This window comes from Pseudomonas sp. F220 (genome assembly GCF_057813935.1).
In genome coordinates this window covers 43,832-60,376 of the sequence record NZ_JBVASJ010000006.1, presented here as the reverse complement: position 1 = coordinate 60,376, position 16,545 = coordinate 43,832, and the positions used below count along the sequence as shown (strand labels likewise).

Sequence of the window (16,545 nt, the reverse complement as noted above, 5' to 3'; positions counted from 1 at the left end):
CTAAATGTCGGCGCTTTCACCTTGTTCAGGACACAACACCCGGCGATACAAAGTCGCCTGCAGCTCTTCGAATTTCACCGGTTTGCTCAAGTAATCCGTCATCCCGGCAGCCTGGCAACGTTCGCGTTCAGCGATCTGAACCACCGCCAGCACCGGCAACTCTGCGTAACCTGGCAGAGCACGCAATTGGGAACAGATCGAGACACCCTCAAGCTGCGGCAGCTGGCAATCAAGCAACACCGCGTCAAAGGATTCGCGCCGCAGCAGCTCCAGTGTCGCCCGACCACTGTCCGCCGTGCGCACTCGATAGCCCAACTTGAGCAGCATGCCGCGCACCACCAGCTGATTGACGCTGTTATCATCGACCAACAACACCGTGCACTCCTGAGGCACACGACGAACTATCGGCGCACGCCCCTTGAAGGTTTGCTCAGCAGGGGACGGTTGCACATTGCGAACATCGAACTCGACGTCCAACTGGAAACGACTGCCGCGTCCCAGCTCCGATTGATGGGTCAAACGCCCGCCCAGCAGCTCGATCAGTTGCCGGCAAATGGCCAAGCCCACTCCCAGCCCGCCGTATTCGCGGGTCATCGAACCGTCGAGCTGGAAGAATCGCTGATACAGGGCGGCTTCATCCAGATGGGTGAAACCGATACCGGTGTCGATCACTGCGAAGGTCAGCGCCATCCGGCCCTTGCCCGCCGATTTGCCAGTCACCCGCAGCACCAGCCCGCCCTCGCGAGTGAACTTGATGGCGTTATCCAGCAAGCACTCCAGGCATTGAATCAGTTTTGTGCTGTCACCTTGCAGGCGGTCTGGCAGACCCGTCGCCACCTCGATCTCAAAGTCCAGCGCCTTGCTCATGGCGTTGGCGGCAAACTGTGTTCGCAGCCTATCGAGCACGCCACGCAGGTTGAAGTCCTCCCGTTGCACCTTGAGCCTGCCGGCTTGCAACTCCGTCAGGGTCAGGATGCCATTGACCATGCGCATCATGTCCCGCGCCGAGCCGGCGGCGGTCTGTTGATATTGCTCCAGCTCCGGATCCAGATCCAGATCCATGGTCTCCATGAGTTCCAGCGAACCGATCACCCCGTTCATGGGCGTGCGCAACTCATGGGTCAGGGTCGCGAGGAACTCGTCCTTGAGCCGATTGCTGTGGGCCAGCTTCTGGTTCAACACCTCGAGTTTCTGACCCGCATCAAACAATATCCGGGCCTGCTGTTCACGCATCGTGTTGATGCGATCGGCCAGCGCCAACGACAGCAACGCCACTTCAATTGCCGAACCGATCTGGCTGGCGTACATGGTCAGAAACACGTTCGGCAGGTAACCCAACACCATCAGCGTGTTAACCACACCACCGAGCAAAAACGCCGACCAGGCGATGATGAAATACCGGGCCACTCGCAGACCGCGACACCACGCGAAAATCCCGGCGGCGAAAATCGTCACGGTAAAGGCCAGCGCCAACGCCGTCGCCAAACGCAGAGCCAGCGCATAACTGGTCATCAACGACAGCACAACGACCACCGCGCTGCATGCAATCAACACCAACAGCAACCGGTCGAGCCAGCGACTGTGGCTGGCCGTCTGCAAAAAGCTACGGGCGAACTGGCTTCCGAACAATCCAGCAGCACCGATGAAGAAAGGTGTCGAGGCGTTGGCCCACCAAGGGTTGTTCGGCCAGAAATACTCAACCGCGGCACCATTCACCGACAGCTGGTACAAACCGAACGAGGCTATATAGAGGATGTAATAGAGATAGCTGGTGTCGCGCACGGCGAGATAGATAAACAGGTTGTAGACCAGCATACCCAGCAGTACGCCATAGATCAGGCCCAGCACGTATAGACGCAGAGGCTGCTCTTCGAGATAGGCCGTACTTGACCAAAGGGTCAGCGGAGCCTGGATCGAGCCTTGGCTTTGCAGCCGCAGATACACGGTTTTGCGCTGATCCGGCTCGAAATCAAGGTCAAATACATAGTTATTATGGCGGATCTGCCGGCTGGCAAACGGCAAGGCATCTCCCGTACGCTGGACCAATTGATAGCGACCTGCGGCATCGGGCAGGTATAAGTCGAGGTGATCCAGGGGCGGATAGGCCAGTTCCAGCAACCAGTTGCGCTGAGAGGTAGGGTTGCTCGGGCGGTAATGCAGGTCGATTTTCAACCAGAACGCCGAGTGCGAATAACCGGCATTCAGGGTGTCTTTATCGTGCGTTTTGAAGCTGCCGGCCAAGGCCTGCGAACTGACATCGGCGATGCTCGCCTCGCCGCCCACGTCTTCGAACACCTGCATCACTCGGCCCAAAGGGAGTCTTTGAGTGAACTCATTAAACTCAGCCGCGCCAGCCAGCATCGGCAAGCTCAACAGCAACATCAGCAAATAGCGCATAAAGCCCCAGCGTGGCCTATCCGGTTGTGTCAGGAAGCCCCCCATTCCCTTTGAGTAGACGTAAAACCGGCATTACCTGTTATTGGTTTGGATCCACTCTAGCATAGCCGTTGGTGGCCATTGAACACCACTGAAAATTTTAGTTTAAAGGCTCTAGAACGGGCGTCTCAGCGCAATCATTTGATCTAGAGCTGTTTGTCTGATCGGGTTGTGATAAGGCCCGTGTAAGCAACTGTCGCTACATGCCTTTGTAGGAGCAGCCGGTCGACGCTCGATTGCTCGCGATGGTCGTTAACGATTACGCGTGCTTCCTGACGAAATGCGTCAGCTTCAAGTCCATCGCGAGCAATCGAGCGTCGACCGGCTGCTCCTACGGTTTTGCATTCGCCCGCCATCTTTATAGGGCCGGCCACTGCCCCGAAAAAAAGCGTTTGGTGGTAAGCTCGCGCACCATGAATATCTACAGCTCTCGCCCCGTTGTCCTCTGTCTCTCCGGCCACGACCCAAGTGGTGGCGCCGGCTTGCAGGCAGATATCGAAGCCCTGCTCGCTCAGGGTTGTCATGCTGCTCCCGCAGTGACCGCTCTGACCGTGCAAGACACCGTCAATGTCAGCGACTTCCGCGTCCTCGATCGCGAGTGGGTATTGGCTCAAGCCAACGCCGTACTCAACGACTCGACGGTCGCGGCGGTCAAGCTGGGCATGCTCGGGTCACTGGAAATGGTCGACACCGTGGTCGAACTGCTCCGGGCGCATCCGCATCTGCCGCTGGTCTGTGACCCGGTATTGCGCGCCGGCGGCGGCGGTCGCCTGGGTAAAGACGAAGTCGGCTACGCCATGCGCGAGCGACTGCTGCCGCTGGCGACCATCGCTACCCCTAACCTTCCCGAAGCCCGCATCCTCGCCGAACTGCCTGAAGGCACCCCTGACGAGTGCGCAGAAAAACTCCTGCCCTACTGCAAACATCTGTTGATCACCGGCGGCCATGGTGATGAGCATGAAGTCCATAATCGCCTGTACAGCCGCGATGGCAGCCGCCAGACCTACACCTGCCAACGCTTGCCGGGCAGTTACCACGGCTCCGGCTGCACATTGGCCAGCGCGTTGGCCGGTCGTCTGGCCTTAGGTGAAAACCTCTCCAGCGCCGTGCAATCAGCACTGAACTACACCTGGCGCACGCTGCGCGATGCAGAACAACTTGGCAAAGGCCAGTTCGTCCCGCGTCGTCTGCCGCTGGATTTTTGCTCGTAACGCCATGAGGCTTGCTCGATGAAACTACGTGGCCTGTATGCCATTACCGACAGCCAACTGTTGGCCGGTAAATTCCTGCCCTATGTGGAAGCAGCACTGGATGGTGGCGTCACGCTGCTGCAGTACCGCGACAAGAGCGCCGACGAAGCCCGTCGCCTGCGCGAAGCCGAAACCCTGCGCACGTTGTGCGAGCGATACAACGCCCAGTTGATCATCAATGACGATGCCGAACTGGCCGCCCGCCTTGGTGTCGGCGTCCACCTGGGTCAAACCGATGGCCCGCTGACACCGGCCCGCGCTCTGCTCGGGCGCAACGCGATCATCGGCTCGACCTGCCACGGTCAACTCGAACTCGCTGAACAAGCTGCCAAAGAAGGCGCCAGCTATGTCGCCTTCGGCCGCTTCTTCAACTCCAACACCAAGCCTGGCGCGCCGACGGCCAGCCTCGACTTGCTCGACCAGGCCCGTACCAAATTACACATGCCGATCTGCGTGATTGGTGGCATCACCCTGGAAAACGCCCCCCCGCTGGTGGCCCATGGTGCCGACCTGCTGGCCGTGGTCCACGGCCTGTTCGGCGCCGAGAGCACCCAGGAAGTGACGCGGCGCGCCCTTGCCTTCAAAGCCTTGCTTCATATCTAAATAGCCGAATCCTGATTCAGAGAGCCCGATCATGTCTCGTTCCGAAACGTTGTTTGCCAATGCCCAGAAACATATTCCCGGCGGCGTGAACTCGCCTGTTCGTGCCTTCAAGAGCGTCGGCGGCACGCCGTTGTTCTTCAAGCACGCCGAAGGCGCCTATGTGACGGACGAAGATGACAAGCGCTATGTCGACTACGTCGGGTCCTGGGGCCCGATGATCCTCGGCCACAGCCACCCGGACGTGCTCGATGCGGTGCGCAAGCAGCTCGAACACGGGCTGTCCTATGGCGCCCCGACTGAAATGGAAACCCAGATGGCCGATCTGGTCTGCTCCATCGTGCCATCGATGGAAATGGTCCGCATGGTCAGCTCCGGCACTGAAGCAACCATGAGCGCTATCCGTCTGGCCCGTGGTTTCACTGGCCGCGACAGCATCATCAAGTTTGAAGGCTGCTACCACGGCCACTCCGACAGCCTGCTGGTCAAGGCCGGTTCCGGCGCACTGACCCAAGGCGTGCCAAGCTCTGCGGGCGTACCCGCAGCATTTGCCAAACACACCCTGACCTTGCCGTTCAACGACATCGGTGCAGTCGAGCAAATGCTCAGCGAAGTCGGTCAGGAAGTGGCCTGCATCATTGTCGAGCCAGTGGCTGGCAACATGAACTGCGTACCACCGGCGCCGGGCTTCCTCGAAGGCCTGCGCACGCTCTGCGACAAACATGGCGTGGTGCTGATTTTCGACGAAGTGATGACCGGTTTCCGCGTCGCCCTCGGTGGCGCCCAGGCGCACTACGGTGTGACCCCGGACCTGAGCACATTCGGCAAGATCATTGGTGGCGGCATGCCGGTGGGCTGCTTTGGTGGCAAACGCGAAATCATGTCGCACATCGCCCCGCTGGGCCCGGTCTACCAGGCCGGCACTCTCTCCGGCAACCCGCTAGCCATGGCTGCGGGCCTGACCACCTTGCGTCTGATCAGCCGTCCGGGCTTCCACGCAGAGCTGAGCGACTACACCAGTCGTCTGCTTGACGGCCTGCAACAACGCGCCGACGCAGCCGGTATTCCGTTCGTGACCACTCAGGCCGGCGGCATGTTCGGGCTGTACTTCAGCGCCGCCGACGACATCGTGACCTTCGATGACGTCATGTCCAGCGACGCCAGCCTGTTCAAACGCTTCTTCCACCTGATGCTCGAAGGTGGCGTTTACCTGGCGCCGAGTGCCTTTGAAGCCGGTTTCACCTCAATTGCCCATGGCGACGCTGAACTGAAACTGACCCTGGATGCTGCTGAGCGTGCTTTTGCTGCTTTGAAATAAGCCGTCCCACCTGACGCCGCTTAGGTGGCGTCAGGTTTTCCAAAACCTTTACCTCCCTTTTTCGCCCTTTAAAGCACAAAATCTCCTACAAACCGGGAGATATCGGGCCGCGCAGCAGAAAAACGAGTAAAGACTTTGTAAGGATGGCCCTGCTTATTTCATAATGCGCGCTTATTGGATCCCTCGATGGGTCCACGCGCCCCTCAGAGGTAAGTCGATTCCCATGAACCGCACCGGCCGCACCCTTGCATTGGGCTGCCTGTTGCTCCTTCAGCCCCTGCTCGCGCAAGCACAAGCAGGCGGCAACTCGTTGTTGATCCCAGCGATGGGTCGCTGCACCCTCAATACTCAGCCGCAAGACTTGTCAGAGGCACTCGCCGCCTGCCAGAAAGCGTCGGATACCGGGGATGCGGAAGCACAATACGAGTTGGGTGAATTCTATTACGAAGGCAAAAATGCGCCGCGTGACCTCAATCAAGCCCTGAGCTACTTCGAGAAAGCCTCTCTGCAAGGCCATGCCCAGGCGCAATTCAAACTCGGCACCATGTTTTTCCACGGCGAAGGCGTTCCGGCCAATAACGTTCAGGCGTATATCGTACTGAAAATGGCGGCGGTCAATGGCGCCGAGGATGCACTGGACACTGCCGACGAAGTCGCCGAACACATGAAGCGTGACGAACTGGAAGTCGCGACCCAGGTGTTGGGACAGATTTTCCGCAAATACCTGCTGGAACTGCAAAGCGCCGACGGGCGCTCGCCTTTCTCACCGCTGCCTTAAGTTCTGCATCGACTTTTCTGACGCCATCGCGAGCAAGCTCGCTCCTACAGGTTTTGCGCTGCCCCTGTAGGAGCAGCCGGTCGACGCTCGATTGCTCGCGATAGGAGCGACTCGGTCTTGTGTAGTGTTACTTCTCCGGCATCGGCATCGGAAACGGCATGACGTTGCTCATACCGCGGGCTTCGCTGATCTTTGGCGTGCCCAGGCGCTCGACTTCATCGATGCGCACGATCGAATGCATTGGCACAAAACTGCGTACCACGCCTTCGAACTGCGCCTTGAGCTTTTCTTCGCCAGGGTCGACGACCAGCTGTGTGCGCTCGCCAAAGACGAACTCTTCCACTTCCAGGAAGCCCCACAGATCACTTTGATAGATCTGCTTGGCGTACATTTCGAACACCTGGCCCTGGTTGAGGAAAATCACCTTGTAGATTGGAGCTTCACGTTTGGTCATGGTGGGCGGGTAACACATCGGGGGATATAAAAGAGGGCGCAAACTATAGCATAGCCACCGGACGCGCAACGGTAGGAACCTTGACGCATGTTCCCTATAATGTGCGGTTCTTTGAACCACTTGATGAACCCCCATGGCCAAGAAGCTTTACATCGAAACCCACGGTTGCCAGATGAACGAGTACGACAGCTCGCGCATGGTCGATCTGCTGGGTGAACATCAGGCCCTGGAAGTCACCGCCCGCGCCGAAGACGCGGACGTTATCCTGCTCAATACTTGCTCTATCCGCGAGCGCGCCCAGGATCGGGTGTACTCCCAACTCGGCCGCTGGCGCGAGCTGAAACTGGCCAACCCGGACATGGTGATCGCCGTCGGTGGTTGTGTGGCCAGCCAGGAAGGTGCGGCAATTCGCGACCGCGCGCCCTATGTCGACGTAGTCTTCGGCCCACAGACCCTGCACCGTCTGCCGGAAATGATCGACGCCGCGCGCCGCACCAAGCTGCCGCAAGTTGACGTCTCGTTCCCGGAAATCGAGAAGTTCGATCATCTGCCAGAACCCCGCGTCGACGGTCCCAGCGCCTACGTCTCGGTGATGGAAGGCTGCAGCAAGTACTGCACATTCTGCGTGGTGCCTTATACCCGTGGCGAAGAAGTCAGCCGCCCGTTTGACGATGTGCTGGCCGAAATCATCCACCTGGCCGAAAACGGTGTACGTGAAGTCACCTTGCTTGGGCAAAACGTTAACGGCTATCGCGGCCAGACCCATGACGGTCGCCTGGCGGACCTTGCCGAACTGATCCGCGTAGTCGCCGCCGTCGACGGTATCGAACGTATTCGTTACACCACTTCGCACCCACTGGAGTTCTCCGACAGCCTGATCCAGGCTCATGCCGAAGTGCCAGAGTTGGTCAAACACCTGCATTTGCCGGTGCAATCAGGCTCGGACCGCATTTTGGCGGCGATGAAGCGCAACCACACCGCGCTGGAATACAAATCCAAACTGCGCAAGTTGCGGGCTGCTGTGCCAGGCATCTGCATCAGTTCGGACTTCATCGTCGGCTTCCCCGGCGAGACCGAAAAAGATTTCGAGCAGACCATGAAGCTGATCGAAGACGTCGGTTTCGACTTTTCCTACTCATTCGTCTACAGCCAGCGCCCGGGCACCCCGGCGGCTGATTTGGCCGACGAGACTCCGGAAGAGCTGAAGAAAGAACGCCTGAACGCCCTGCAACATCGACTCAACCAGCAAGGCTTCGAGATCAGCCGACAAATGGTCGGTTCGACCCAGCGCATTCTGGTGACCGATTATTCGAAGAAGGACCCGGGTGAACTGCAGGGTCGCACCGAGAATAATCGTATCGTCAACTTCCGCTGCGACAATCCGCAGCTGATCGGGCAGTTCGCCGATGTGCATATCGATGCCGCACAGCCGCACTCGCTTCGTGGTTCTTTGATTATGTAGGAGCGAGGCTTGCCCGCGATGGGGGCGCCGCGAGCTGTCAGAAGCACCGCGTCATCGTTCATCGCGGGCAAGCCCGGCTCCCACAGGGACCGCGCCAGCCTTGAATAGACATCGGTTGTTTAAGTGCTTTCGCACGTAGCCCACTGGCGCTATCCTTGATTTCATCTCCATTGCCCCAGGGCGGCTAAAAGCGACCTTGAACGCACCCATAGAACCACATCGTTTCATCCTCGAGCCCGTTGAGGCTCGCCGCTTCGCCAATCTGTGCGGGCAATTCGACGAGCATCTGCGCTTGATCGAACAACGCCTGAGCGTCGAGATCCGCAACCGCGGAAACCAGTTCGAACTGATCGGCGAACCCAAACACACCACCTCTGCGGAAAACATCCTGCGCCGCCTGTACCGGGAAACCAAAGGTACCCAGCTGTCGCCGGACACGGTTCACCTGTTCCTGCAGGAATCGGCCGTGGAAGAGCTGGACAACCATCCATCCGCGGAACCCTCCGTCGCACTGCGTACCAAAAAAGGCATGATTCGTCCTCGCGGCGCGAATCAGCAGCGCTATGTGAAGGAGATTCTCGGCAACGACATCAACTTTGGTATCGGCCCGGCCGGTACCGGCAAGACCTATCTGGCGGTTGCCTGTGCGGTGGACGCTTTGGAGCGCGAGCAAGTACGCCGCATCCTGCTGGTGCGTCCAGCGGTTGAAGCGGGCGAAAAACTCGGCTTCCTGCCCGGCGATCTGGCACAGAAAATCGACCCGTACCTGCGTCCGCTGTATGACGCACTGTACGAAATGCTTGGCTTCGAACACGTTGCCAAACTGATTGAACGTCAAGTGATCGAGATCGCGCCGCTGGCCTACATGCGCGGACGAACGCTGAACAACAGCTTCATCATTCTCGACGAAAGCCAGAACACCACTGTTGAGCAGATGAAGATGTTCCTGACGCGGATCGGCTTTGGCTCAACCGCGGTCATCACCGGCGACATCACCCAGATCGACTTGCCCAAGGGCACCAAGTCCGGGCTGATCCATGTGATCGACGTGCTCAAGGAAGTGCCGGGCATCAGTTTTACCCACTTCACCTCCAGAGACGTGGTGCGCCATCCGTTGGTGCAACGCATCGTCGAAGCCTACGAGCGTTTCGAAAGCCGTGCTGAAGCCGAGCCAGCCAAGTTTGCCTCTGCAAAGGACAACCGCCGCGATGCTTGAGCTTGATCTGCAACTGGCAACCGATGCTCCTGCCCCCAGCGAAGCCGAGTTCCGCCAATGGTGCGAGCTGGCCCTGCGACAGCGCACTGCCGATTCCGAACTGACCATCCGTTTGGTCGACGAGGCTGAAGGCCGGGAGTTGAACCACACCTGGCGGCAGAAGGATTACGCTACCAACGTATTGTCCTTTCCGGCCGATGTGCCGGACGAACTGCTGGACATCCCACTGCTCGGAGATCTGGTGATCTGCGTGCCTGTGGTCGTCCGCGAGGCGGCCGAACAAGGCAAGGAACTCAACGCCCACTGGGCGCACCTAGTCATTCATGGCTGCTTGCATCTGCTTGGTTACGACCATATAGATGACGATGAAGCCGAAGAAATGGAAGCACTGGAACGAACGTTGCTTGCTGAACTGGGTCATCCTGATCCGTATGCAGACGACGAAACCGAACACCATCCAATCGTAACAACAAAGGATTTAGAGTAATCGCTATGAGCGAAGACCGATCGAGCAACGGGCAAAAGTCCTGGCTGGGTAAACTGACCCAAGCTTTTGCCCACGAGCCGAAAAACCGTCAGGAGCTGCTGGAGCTGCTGCGCGAAGCCCATCAGAACAAGTTGCTGGACAGCGAAGCGCTGGCCATCGTCGAAGGCGCCATCCAGGTCGCTGACCTGCAAGTACGGGACATCATGGTTCCGCGCTCGCAGATGGTCAGCATCAAGGCGACCCAGACACCCCGCGAGTTCCTCCCGGCGGTCATCGATTCCGCGCACTCGCGCTATCCGGTGATTGGCGAAAGCCACGACGACGTCATGGGCGTCTTGCTGGCCAAGGATCTGCTGCCGCTGATCCTCAAGGAAAACGGCGACAGCTTCAACGTCAAGGATTTGCTGCGTCCGGCGACCTTCGTCCCCGAGTCCAAGCGCCTGAACGTGCTGCTGCGCGAATTTCGCGCCAACCATAACCACATGGCCATCGTCATCGACGAGTACGGCGGCGTGGCGGGTCTGGTGACCATTGAAGACGTGCTGGAACAGATCGTCGGCGATATCGAAGACGAGCACGACGTCGAGGAAGACAGCTATATCAAGCCACTGCCCAGTGGTGACTTCCTGATCAAGGCGCTGACCCCGATCGAAAACTTCAACGAGTTTTTCGACAGCGAATTCTCTGACGATGAATTCGATACTGTCGGAGGCCTGGTGATGAGTGCGTTCGGGCATTTGCCTAAACGTAATGAAATCACCGAAATTGGCGCCTATCGCTTCCGCATTCTGAATGCCGATAGCCGCCGGATTCATCTGCTGCGCCTGACCCCTATTGCACGCTAAGGATTGAAATGCGTTGGATCACCCGCCCCGGCTGGCCCGGTAACCTGCTGGCCGTGGCGGCCGGTGCAATCACCACACTGGCGTTGGCGCCGTTCGATATCTGGCCACTGGCATTGCTGGCGGTCGGCTTCTTCTATGCCGGTTTGCGTGAACTGAGCCCACGTCAGGCCTTGGGCCGTGGCTGGTGTTTCGGTTTCGGCCTGTTTGGCGCCGGCACCAGCTGGATCTACTACAGCATTCACAACTTTGGCGGTGCTTCGGTGCTGCTGGCCGGGTTGCTGATGCTGGCCTTCACCGCTGCGATTGCCTGGTTCTTTGCCCTACCCGCCTGGATTTGGGCGCGCTGGCTGCGCCGCAACGAAGCACCTCTGGCCGACGCCCTGGCCTTTGCCGCCCTGTGGCTGGCCCAGGAAGCGTTCCGCGGCTGGTTCCTGACCGGCTTTCCTTGGCTGTATTCCGGCTACAGCCAGCTCGACGGCCCACTGGCCGGGCTCGCGCCACTGGGTGGCATGTGGCTGATCTCCTTCACCCTGGCCCTGACCGCCGCGCTGCTGTACAACCTGCCGCGATTGATCAAGACCGGTCGTACAGTGTTCATCGTTGCCGGTCTGTTGCTGCTAGTCGGCCCTTGGGCTATCGGCATGGCGCTCAAAGGTCATGCCTGGACCAGCCCTGCCGGTGATCCACTGACGGTTGCGGCGATTCAGGGCAATATCGAACAAAGCATGAAGTGGGACCCGGAGCAGTTGAACGCACAACTGGCGCTGTACCGCGACATGAGCTTCAGTTCCAAGCGTGTGGATTTGCTCATCTGGCCAGAAACCGCCATTCCGGTCCTGAAGGAATCGGCCGAAGGTTATCTGAGCATGCTTGGCAACTTCGCCGCAGAGCGTAAATCCGCGCTGATCACCGGCGTCCCGATCCGTCAGGAGGTGCGTCATGAAAAGCGCTACTTCAACGGCATCACCGTGGTCGGCGAAGGTGACGGCACTTACCTGAAACAGAAATTGGTGCCGTTTGGCGAGTACGTGCCGTTGCAGGACTTGCTGCGCGGGCTTATCGCCTTCTTCAATCTGCCGATGTCAGACTTCGCCCGCGGCCCGGCCGATCAACCGTTGCTGCAAGCGAAGGGTTATCAGATTGCGCCGTTCATCTGCTATGAAGTGGTGTACCCGGAATTCGCAGCCAGCCTTTCGGCCCGCAGCGACCTTCTGCTGACCATTAGCAATGACACTTGGTTCGGCACCTCCATCGGCCCGCTGCAGCACTTGCAGATGGCACAGATGCGCGCCCTGGAAGCGGGACGCTGGATGATTCGCGCCACTAACAACGGCGTCACAGGTTTGATCGACCCATTTGGCAAGATCACCGTGCAGATCCCACAATTCGAACGCGGCATCCTCTACGGCGAAGTGGTGCCAATGCACAACCTGACGCCTTACCTACAATGGCGTTCGTGGCCGCTGATCATTCTGTGCGTGCTGTTATTTGGTTGGGCGCTACTGGCCAGCCGTATTGCCAAAACGGTTTAACACCCGGAGTTTGGGTCACCATAAAAAGATCGTCCGAACGCGGTTCGGACGATCTTTTAACTTTCAGCGGTAAAACAACGAATAACCGACCTGCCCCACCGCCTCATTAAGCAACTGCCCGCTCTGCCAAATCGACTGGAACTCCGGCATCCAGCCACCGAACGGCCGAGCATTATCAACACCCAAAAAGCCTACCGGCGCCGCCACCACGGTGAAACCCGCCCGTTCGAAACTCCAGACTGAACGCGGCATATGCCAGGCCTGGGTCACCACAACCACCCGTTTGATGCCCAGCGGCACAAGCACCTCAGCGCTGAACTGAGCGTTCTCCCAGGTCGTGCTACTGCGCCCTTCCTGCCAACGGACCGTCACACCAAAATCATCCTGCATAGACTCGGCCATCATTGCCGCCTCAGTGGGCGGCGTTCCGTAATGCAAACCACCACTGGTCAACACCGGCAAGCCTGAAGCTTTGGCCAGGCGGGCCGCATAGCGTTCGCGCTCCAACCCCACGCCAGTCGGCTGGTCAGAGCCCCAGGCCGGATCGCCCCGCTCTCGGCCCGAGCCCAATACCACAATCGCATCCGCGCGCTCGGCCAAGTTCGCCCATTCGTTACGGGCCAGCGGTGGCTCGCGCTCAAGCGCTTGGGCACTCCATTCCACGACAATCGGTAAACTCATCAACCAAAAACCGCCAACCCCCAGCGCAAAGCACACGCCCGCCAAGCGGGGCCGGGAGCGACGAAACCACCAGGCGACCAGAAACAACAGCAAAAAAATGCCGGGAGGTAAAAGAAGTTGTTTAACGAAATAACGAAAAGGCATCGAGCATCTCCAAAGATGCCCGAAGCCTAAGTGGGTTGAAGAAAAGCAACAACAAATGTTGAAGGCATTTCAATCGAAAGACCTGAATATGTGACGTCCTGCAAAGTGCCTGACTGGGCGGCATACTCCTATTTGAACTGTAGGGACCGAATCTTTACCGCGTCCCCGCCAGGTGCCTTGCCCCTCAACCAGATGATATTGGCTGAATGTGGTGCTTCTTTATGTTTTACAGCTTCCAACACGTTTGAATATCCCTCACGTATGCTGCGGTCCAGGTAAGCCTTGATCAACTCAAACTCAGCGCGACTCAAACCACGTAACTCCAACTCGACAGGACGCTCATCGCGCAACCGGCCTGCGGTTTTTGCCGCATCTAAGGCCATACCAAGACGGTCGATCAGCCGTTCATACAACTCGGGTTTTGTTACTTTTCGCTGCGACTCAACCATCCGCTCACCTCATTGAACATAAGACTCACTCCCCTTTTAGAGCTTAGTCCCGCTGAGGAAACCGGCCTGTTGCCGCGACCAACGGCCCCGGGGGCGCCGCTGGGTGCAATCAGGGTTTCCCTCGGTAGAGCGCGGTCATGTATGCTACGGCGCTTCCTGTAACTCCACTTCCAGCGCGACTGGGCACCGAAAACGCCACATTTGGCGTCGTCACCGTCCAGCGTCACCTTGAAGAGGATTAGGCCACCCCTATTCAGTTCAAAAGTAGCCATGCACGAACAATATCAGCCCCGTGAAATCGAAGCCGCCGCCCAGTCGTTCTGGGACGAGCAAAAGTCCTTTGAAGTCAGTGAACAACCAGGCAAGGAGACGTTCTACTGCCTGTCGATGTTCCCTTACCCCAGCGGCAAGCTACACATGGGGCATGTGCGCAACTACACCATCGGCGACGTGATCTCGCGCTATCAGCGCATGCAAGGCAAAAACGTCCTGCAACCCATGGGTTGGGACGCCTTCGGCATGCCGGCAGAAAACGCCGCGATGAAAAACAACGTCGCGCCGGCCAAGTGGACTTACGAGAACATTGCCTACATGAAGACCCAGCTGCGAAGCCTGGGCCTGGCGGTCGACTGGTCGCGCGAAGTCACCACCTGCAAACCTGATTACTATCGTTGGGAACAATGGCTGTTCACTCGCCTGTTCGAAAAAGGTGTGATCTACCGCAAGAACGGCACCGTCAACTGGGACCCGGTGGACCAGACCGTTCTGGCCAACGAACAGGTGATCGACGGTCGCGGCTGGCGCTCTGGCGCGCTGATCGAGAAGCGCGAAATCCCGATGTACTACTTCAAGATCACCGCCTACGCGGATGAGTTGCTGGAGAGTCTCGACGATTTGCCGGGCTGGCCTGAACAAGTCAAAACCATGCAGCGCAACTGGATTGGTAAATCCCGCGGCATGGAAGTGCAGTTCCCTTACGACCAGGCCTCCATCGGTGAAGCCGGCGCACTGAAAGTCTTCACCACCCGTCCGGACACCCTGATGGGCGCGACCTACGTCGCAGTGGCCGCCGAACATCATCTGGCGACCCTGGCCGCGAAAGGCAACCCTGAGCTGCAAGCCTTCATCACTGAATGCAAAGGCGGCAGCGTGGCGGAAGCCGACGTCGCGACCCAAGAGAAGAAAGGCCTGCCGACTTCGCTGTTCGTAGAGCACCCACTGACCGGCGAAAAACTGCCAGTGTGGGTCGCCAACTACGTCCTCATGCACTACGGCGACGGTGCGGTAATGGCCGTACCGGCACACGACGAGCGCGATTTCGAGTTCGCCACCAAGTACAACCTGCCAATCAAATCCGTGGTGCGCACAAGCGCAGGCGACACCAACCCGTCGCCATGGCAAGACGCCTACGGCGAACATGGCACGCTGATCAATTCCGGCGAGTTCGATGGCCTGGACTTCGAAGGCGCCTTCGATGCCATGGAAGTCGCACTGATCAAGAAAAACCTCGGCGCCTCGCGCACCCAGTTCCGCCTGCGCGACTGGGGCATCAGCCGCCAGCGCTACTGGGGCTGCCCGATCCCGATCATTCACTGCGACACCTGCGGTGATGTGCCGGTTCCGGAAGATCAACTGCCGGTCGTATTGCCGGAAGACGTCGTACCGGATGGCGCTGGTTCGCCACTGGCGCGCATGCCCGAGTTCTACGAGTGCAGCTGCCCGAAATGCGGCCAGCCTGCCAAGCGTGAAACCGACACCATGGACACCTTCGTCGAGTCCTCGTGGTACTACGCCCGCTACGCCTCGCCGCACTATGCAGGTGGCCTGGTGGAAAAATCCGCGGCCGACCACTGGTTGCCGGTGGATCAATACATCGGCGGTATCGAACACGCGATTCTTCACCTGCTGTACGCGCGCTTCTTCCACAAGCTGATGCGCGACGAAGGCCTGGTGAGTTCCAACGAACCGTTCAAGAATCTGCTGACCCAGGGCATGGTGATCGCCGAGACTTACTATCGTCGCGAAGCCAACGGTGCCTACACCTGGTTCAACCCGGCGGACGTCGAACTCGAACGCGACAGCAAGGCCAAGGTTATCAGCGCCAAGCTGATCGCAGATGGCCTGCCGGTGGAAATCGGCGGCACCGAGAAGATGGCCAAGTCCAAGAACAACGGCGTCGACCCACAGTCGATGATTGACCAGTTCGGCGCAGACACCTGCCGCCTGTTCATGATGTTCGCCTCGCCGCCCGACATGAGCGCGGAATGGTCGGACTCCGGCGTAGAAGGTTCGCACCGTTTCCTCAAGCGCGTCTGGCGCCTGGCTCAAGCCCACGTGACTCAGGGCCTGCCGGGCAAACTGAACATCGCCAGCCTGAACGACGAGCAGAAAGCCATTCGCCGCTCTATCCATCAGGCCATCAAGCAAGCCAGCCACGACGTCGGCCAGAACCACAAATTCAACACCGCCATCGCTCAGGTGATGACGCTGATGAACGTGTTGGAAAAAGCCCCTCAAGGCACCGATCAGGATCGCGCATTGCTGCACGAAGGTCTGGAAACCGTCACTCTGCTGTTGGCGCCGATCACCCCACACATCAGCCATGAACTGTGGAACCAGCTGGGCCACAACGACGCGGTCATTGATGCTACCTGGCCAGCGCTGGATGACAGCGCACTGGTGCAGGACAGCCTGCAGCTTGTCATTCAAGTGAATGGCAAGCTGCGTGGTCATATTGAAATGCCTGCCAGCGCCAGCCGCGAAGAAGTAGAAGCCGCCGCCCGGACCAATGAAAACGTGCTGCGCTTCACCGAAGGCCTGACTATTCGTAAAGTGATCGTAGTGCCCGGCAAACTGGTCAATATCGTCGCTAGCTAATTGGATCAGGCGCCAG

General features: G+C 58.8%; 14 protein-coding genes. 10 read left to right on the top strand and 4 right to left on the bottom strand.

Features of this window, described 5'->3' with window-relative positions:
• On the bottom strand, nucleotides 1–2,397 hold the full coding sequence (locus ACZYSM_RS08100; RefSeq protein WP_489070568.1) for a hybrid sensor histidine kinase/response regulator: 2,397 nt from the start codon (nucleotides 2,395–2,397) through the stop codon (nucleotides 1–3).
• A gap of 452 nt (nucleotides 2,398–2,849) precedes the next feature.
• Between ACZYSM_RS08100 and ACZYSM_RS08095 the strand changes: the two genes are divergently transcribed.
• The 4 genes from ACZYSM_RS08095 (at nucleotide 2,850) to ACZYSM_RS08080 (ending at nucleotide 6,382) form a co-directional block, all read left to right on the top strand.
• Nucleotides 2,850–3,647: a hydroxymethylpyrimidine/phosphomethylpyrimidine kinase gene (locus ACZYSM_RS08095; RefSeq protein WP_489070566.1), complete on the top strand. Its 798-nt coding sequence runs from the start codon at nucleotides 2,850–2,852 to the stop codon at nucleotides 3,645–3,647.
• A gap of 18 nt (nucleotides 3,648–3,665) precedes the next feature.
• Nucleotides 3,666–4,289: a thiamine phosphate synthase gene (gene thiE, locus ACZYSM_RS08090; protein WP_489070564.1), complete on the top strand. Its 624-nt coding sequence runs from the start codon at nucleotides 3,666–3,668 to the stop codon at nucleotides 4,287–4,289.
• Between the two features lie 31 nt (nucleotides 4,290–4,320).
• The gene (gene hemL, locus ACZYSM_RS08085) at nucleotides 4,321–5,604 is read left to right on the top strand and encodes a glutamate-1-semialdehyde 2,1-aminomutase (RefSeq protein WP_489070562.1); all 1,284 of its coding nucleotides are present in this window, start codon (nucleotides 4,321–4,323) and stop codon (nucleotides 5,602–5,604) included.
• 223 nt (nucleotides 5,605–5,827) lie between these two features.
• Complete coding sequence (locus tag ACZYSM_RS08080; RefSeq protein ID WP_489070560.1) at nucleotides 5,828–6,382, top strand: tetratricopeptide repeat protein; 555 nt, start codon at nucleotides 5,828–5,830, stop codon at nucleotides 6,380–6,382.
• 127 nt (nucleotides 6,383–6,509) lie between these two features.
• On the opposite strand, the gene ACZYSM_RS08075 is transcribed toward ACZYSM_RS08080, so the two are convergent.
• Complete coding sequence (locus ACZYSM_RS08075; protein WP_003215457.1) at nucleotides 6,510–6,836, bottom strand: DUF1820 family protein; 327 nt, start codon at nucleotides 6,834–6,836, stop codon at nucleotides 6,510–6,512.
• Nucleotides 6,837–6,969: 133 nt separating this feature from the next.
• Between ACZYSM_RS08075 and miaB the strand changes: the two genes are divergently transcribed.
• The 5 genes from miaB (at nucleotide 6,970) to lnt (ending at nucleotide 12,378) form a co-directional block, all read left to right on the top strand.
• Nucleotides 6,970–8,298: a tRNA (N6-isopentenyl adenosine(37)-C2)-methylthiotransferase MiaB gene (miaB, locus tag ACZYSM_RS08070; protein WP_489070558.1), complete on the top strand. Its 1,329-nt coding sequence runs from the start codon at nucleotides 6,970–6,972 to the stop codon at nucleotides 8,296–8,298.
• A gap of 196 nt (nucleotides 8,299–8,494) precedes the next feature.
• A complete protein-coding gene (locus ACZYSM_RS08065) occupies nucleotides 8,495–9,514 on the top strand; it encodes a PhoH family protein (protein ID WP_489070556.1) in 1,020 nt (339 codons plus the stop codon).
• Nucleotides 9,507–10,001: an rRNA maturation RNase YbeY gene (gene ybeY / locus ACZYSM_RS08060; RefSeq protein WP_489070553.1), complete on the top strand. Its 495-nt coding sequence runs from the start codon at nucleotides 9,507–9,509 to the stop codon at nucleotides 9,999–10,001. Before ACZYSM_RS08065 ends, ybeY begins: the two co-directional genes overlap by 8 nt.
• 5 nt (nucleotides 10,002–10,006) lie before the next feature.
• Nucleotides 10,007–10,846, top strand: coding sequence for a CorC family transporter (locus ACZYSM_RS08055; protein ID WP_489070551.1), 840 nt, complete (start codon nucleotides 10,007–10,009; stop codon nucleotides 10,844–10,846).
• An 8-nt stretch (nucleotides 10,847–10,854) separates the two neighbouring features.
• Entirely contained in the window at nucleotides 10,855–12,378 is a 1,524-nt protein-coding gene (gene lnt / locus ACZYSM_RS08050) for an apolipoprotein N-acyltransferase (protein WP_489070549.1), read from the top strand.
• 63 nt (nucleotides 12,379–12,441) lie between these two features.
• On the opposite strand, the gene ACZYSM_RS08045 is transcribed toward lnt, so the two are convergent.
• A complete protein-coding gene (locus tag ACZYSM_RS08045; protein ID WP_489070547.1) occupies nucleotides 12,442–13,203 on the bottom strand; it encodes a YdcF family protein in 762 nt (253 codons plus the stop codon).
• Nucleotides 13,204–13,331: 128 nt separating this feature from the next.
• A complete protein-coding gene (locus tag ACZYSM_RS08040; RefSeq protein WP_489070545.1) occupies nucleotides 13,332–13,652 on the bottom strand; it encodes a hypothetical protein in 321 nt (106 codons plus the stop codon).
• A gap of 270 nt (nucleotides 13,653–13,922) precedes the next feature.
• On the opposite strand from ACZYSM_RS08040, the gene leuS reads away from it, so the two are divergent.
• Nucleotides 13,923–16,529 carry a leucine--tRNA ligase gene (gene leuS / locus ACZYSM_RS08035; RefSeq protein ID WP_489070543.1) on the top strand — a complete coding sequence of 869 codons (2,607 nt, stop codon included), beginning with the start codon at nucleotides 13,923–13,925 and terminating at the stop codon, nucleotides 16,527–16,529.
• Nucleotides 16,530–16,545 lie beyond the last annotated feature (16 nt).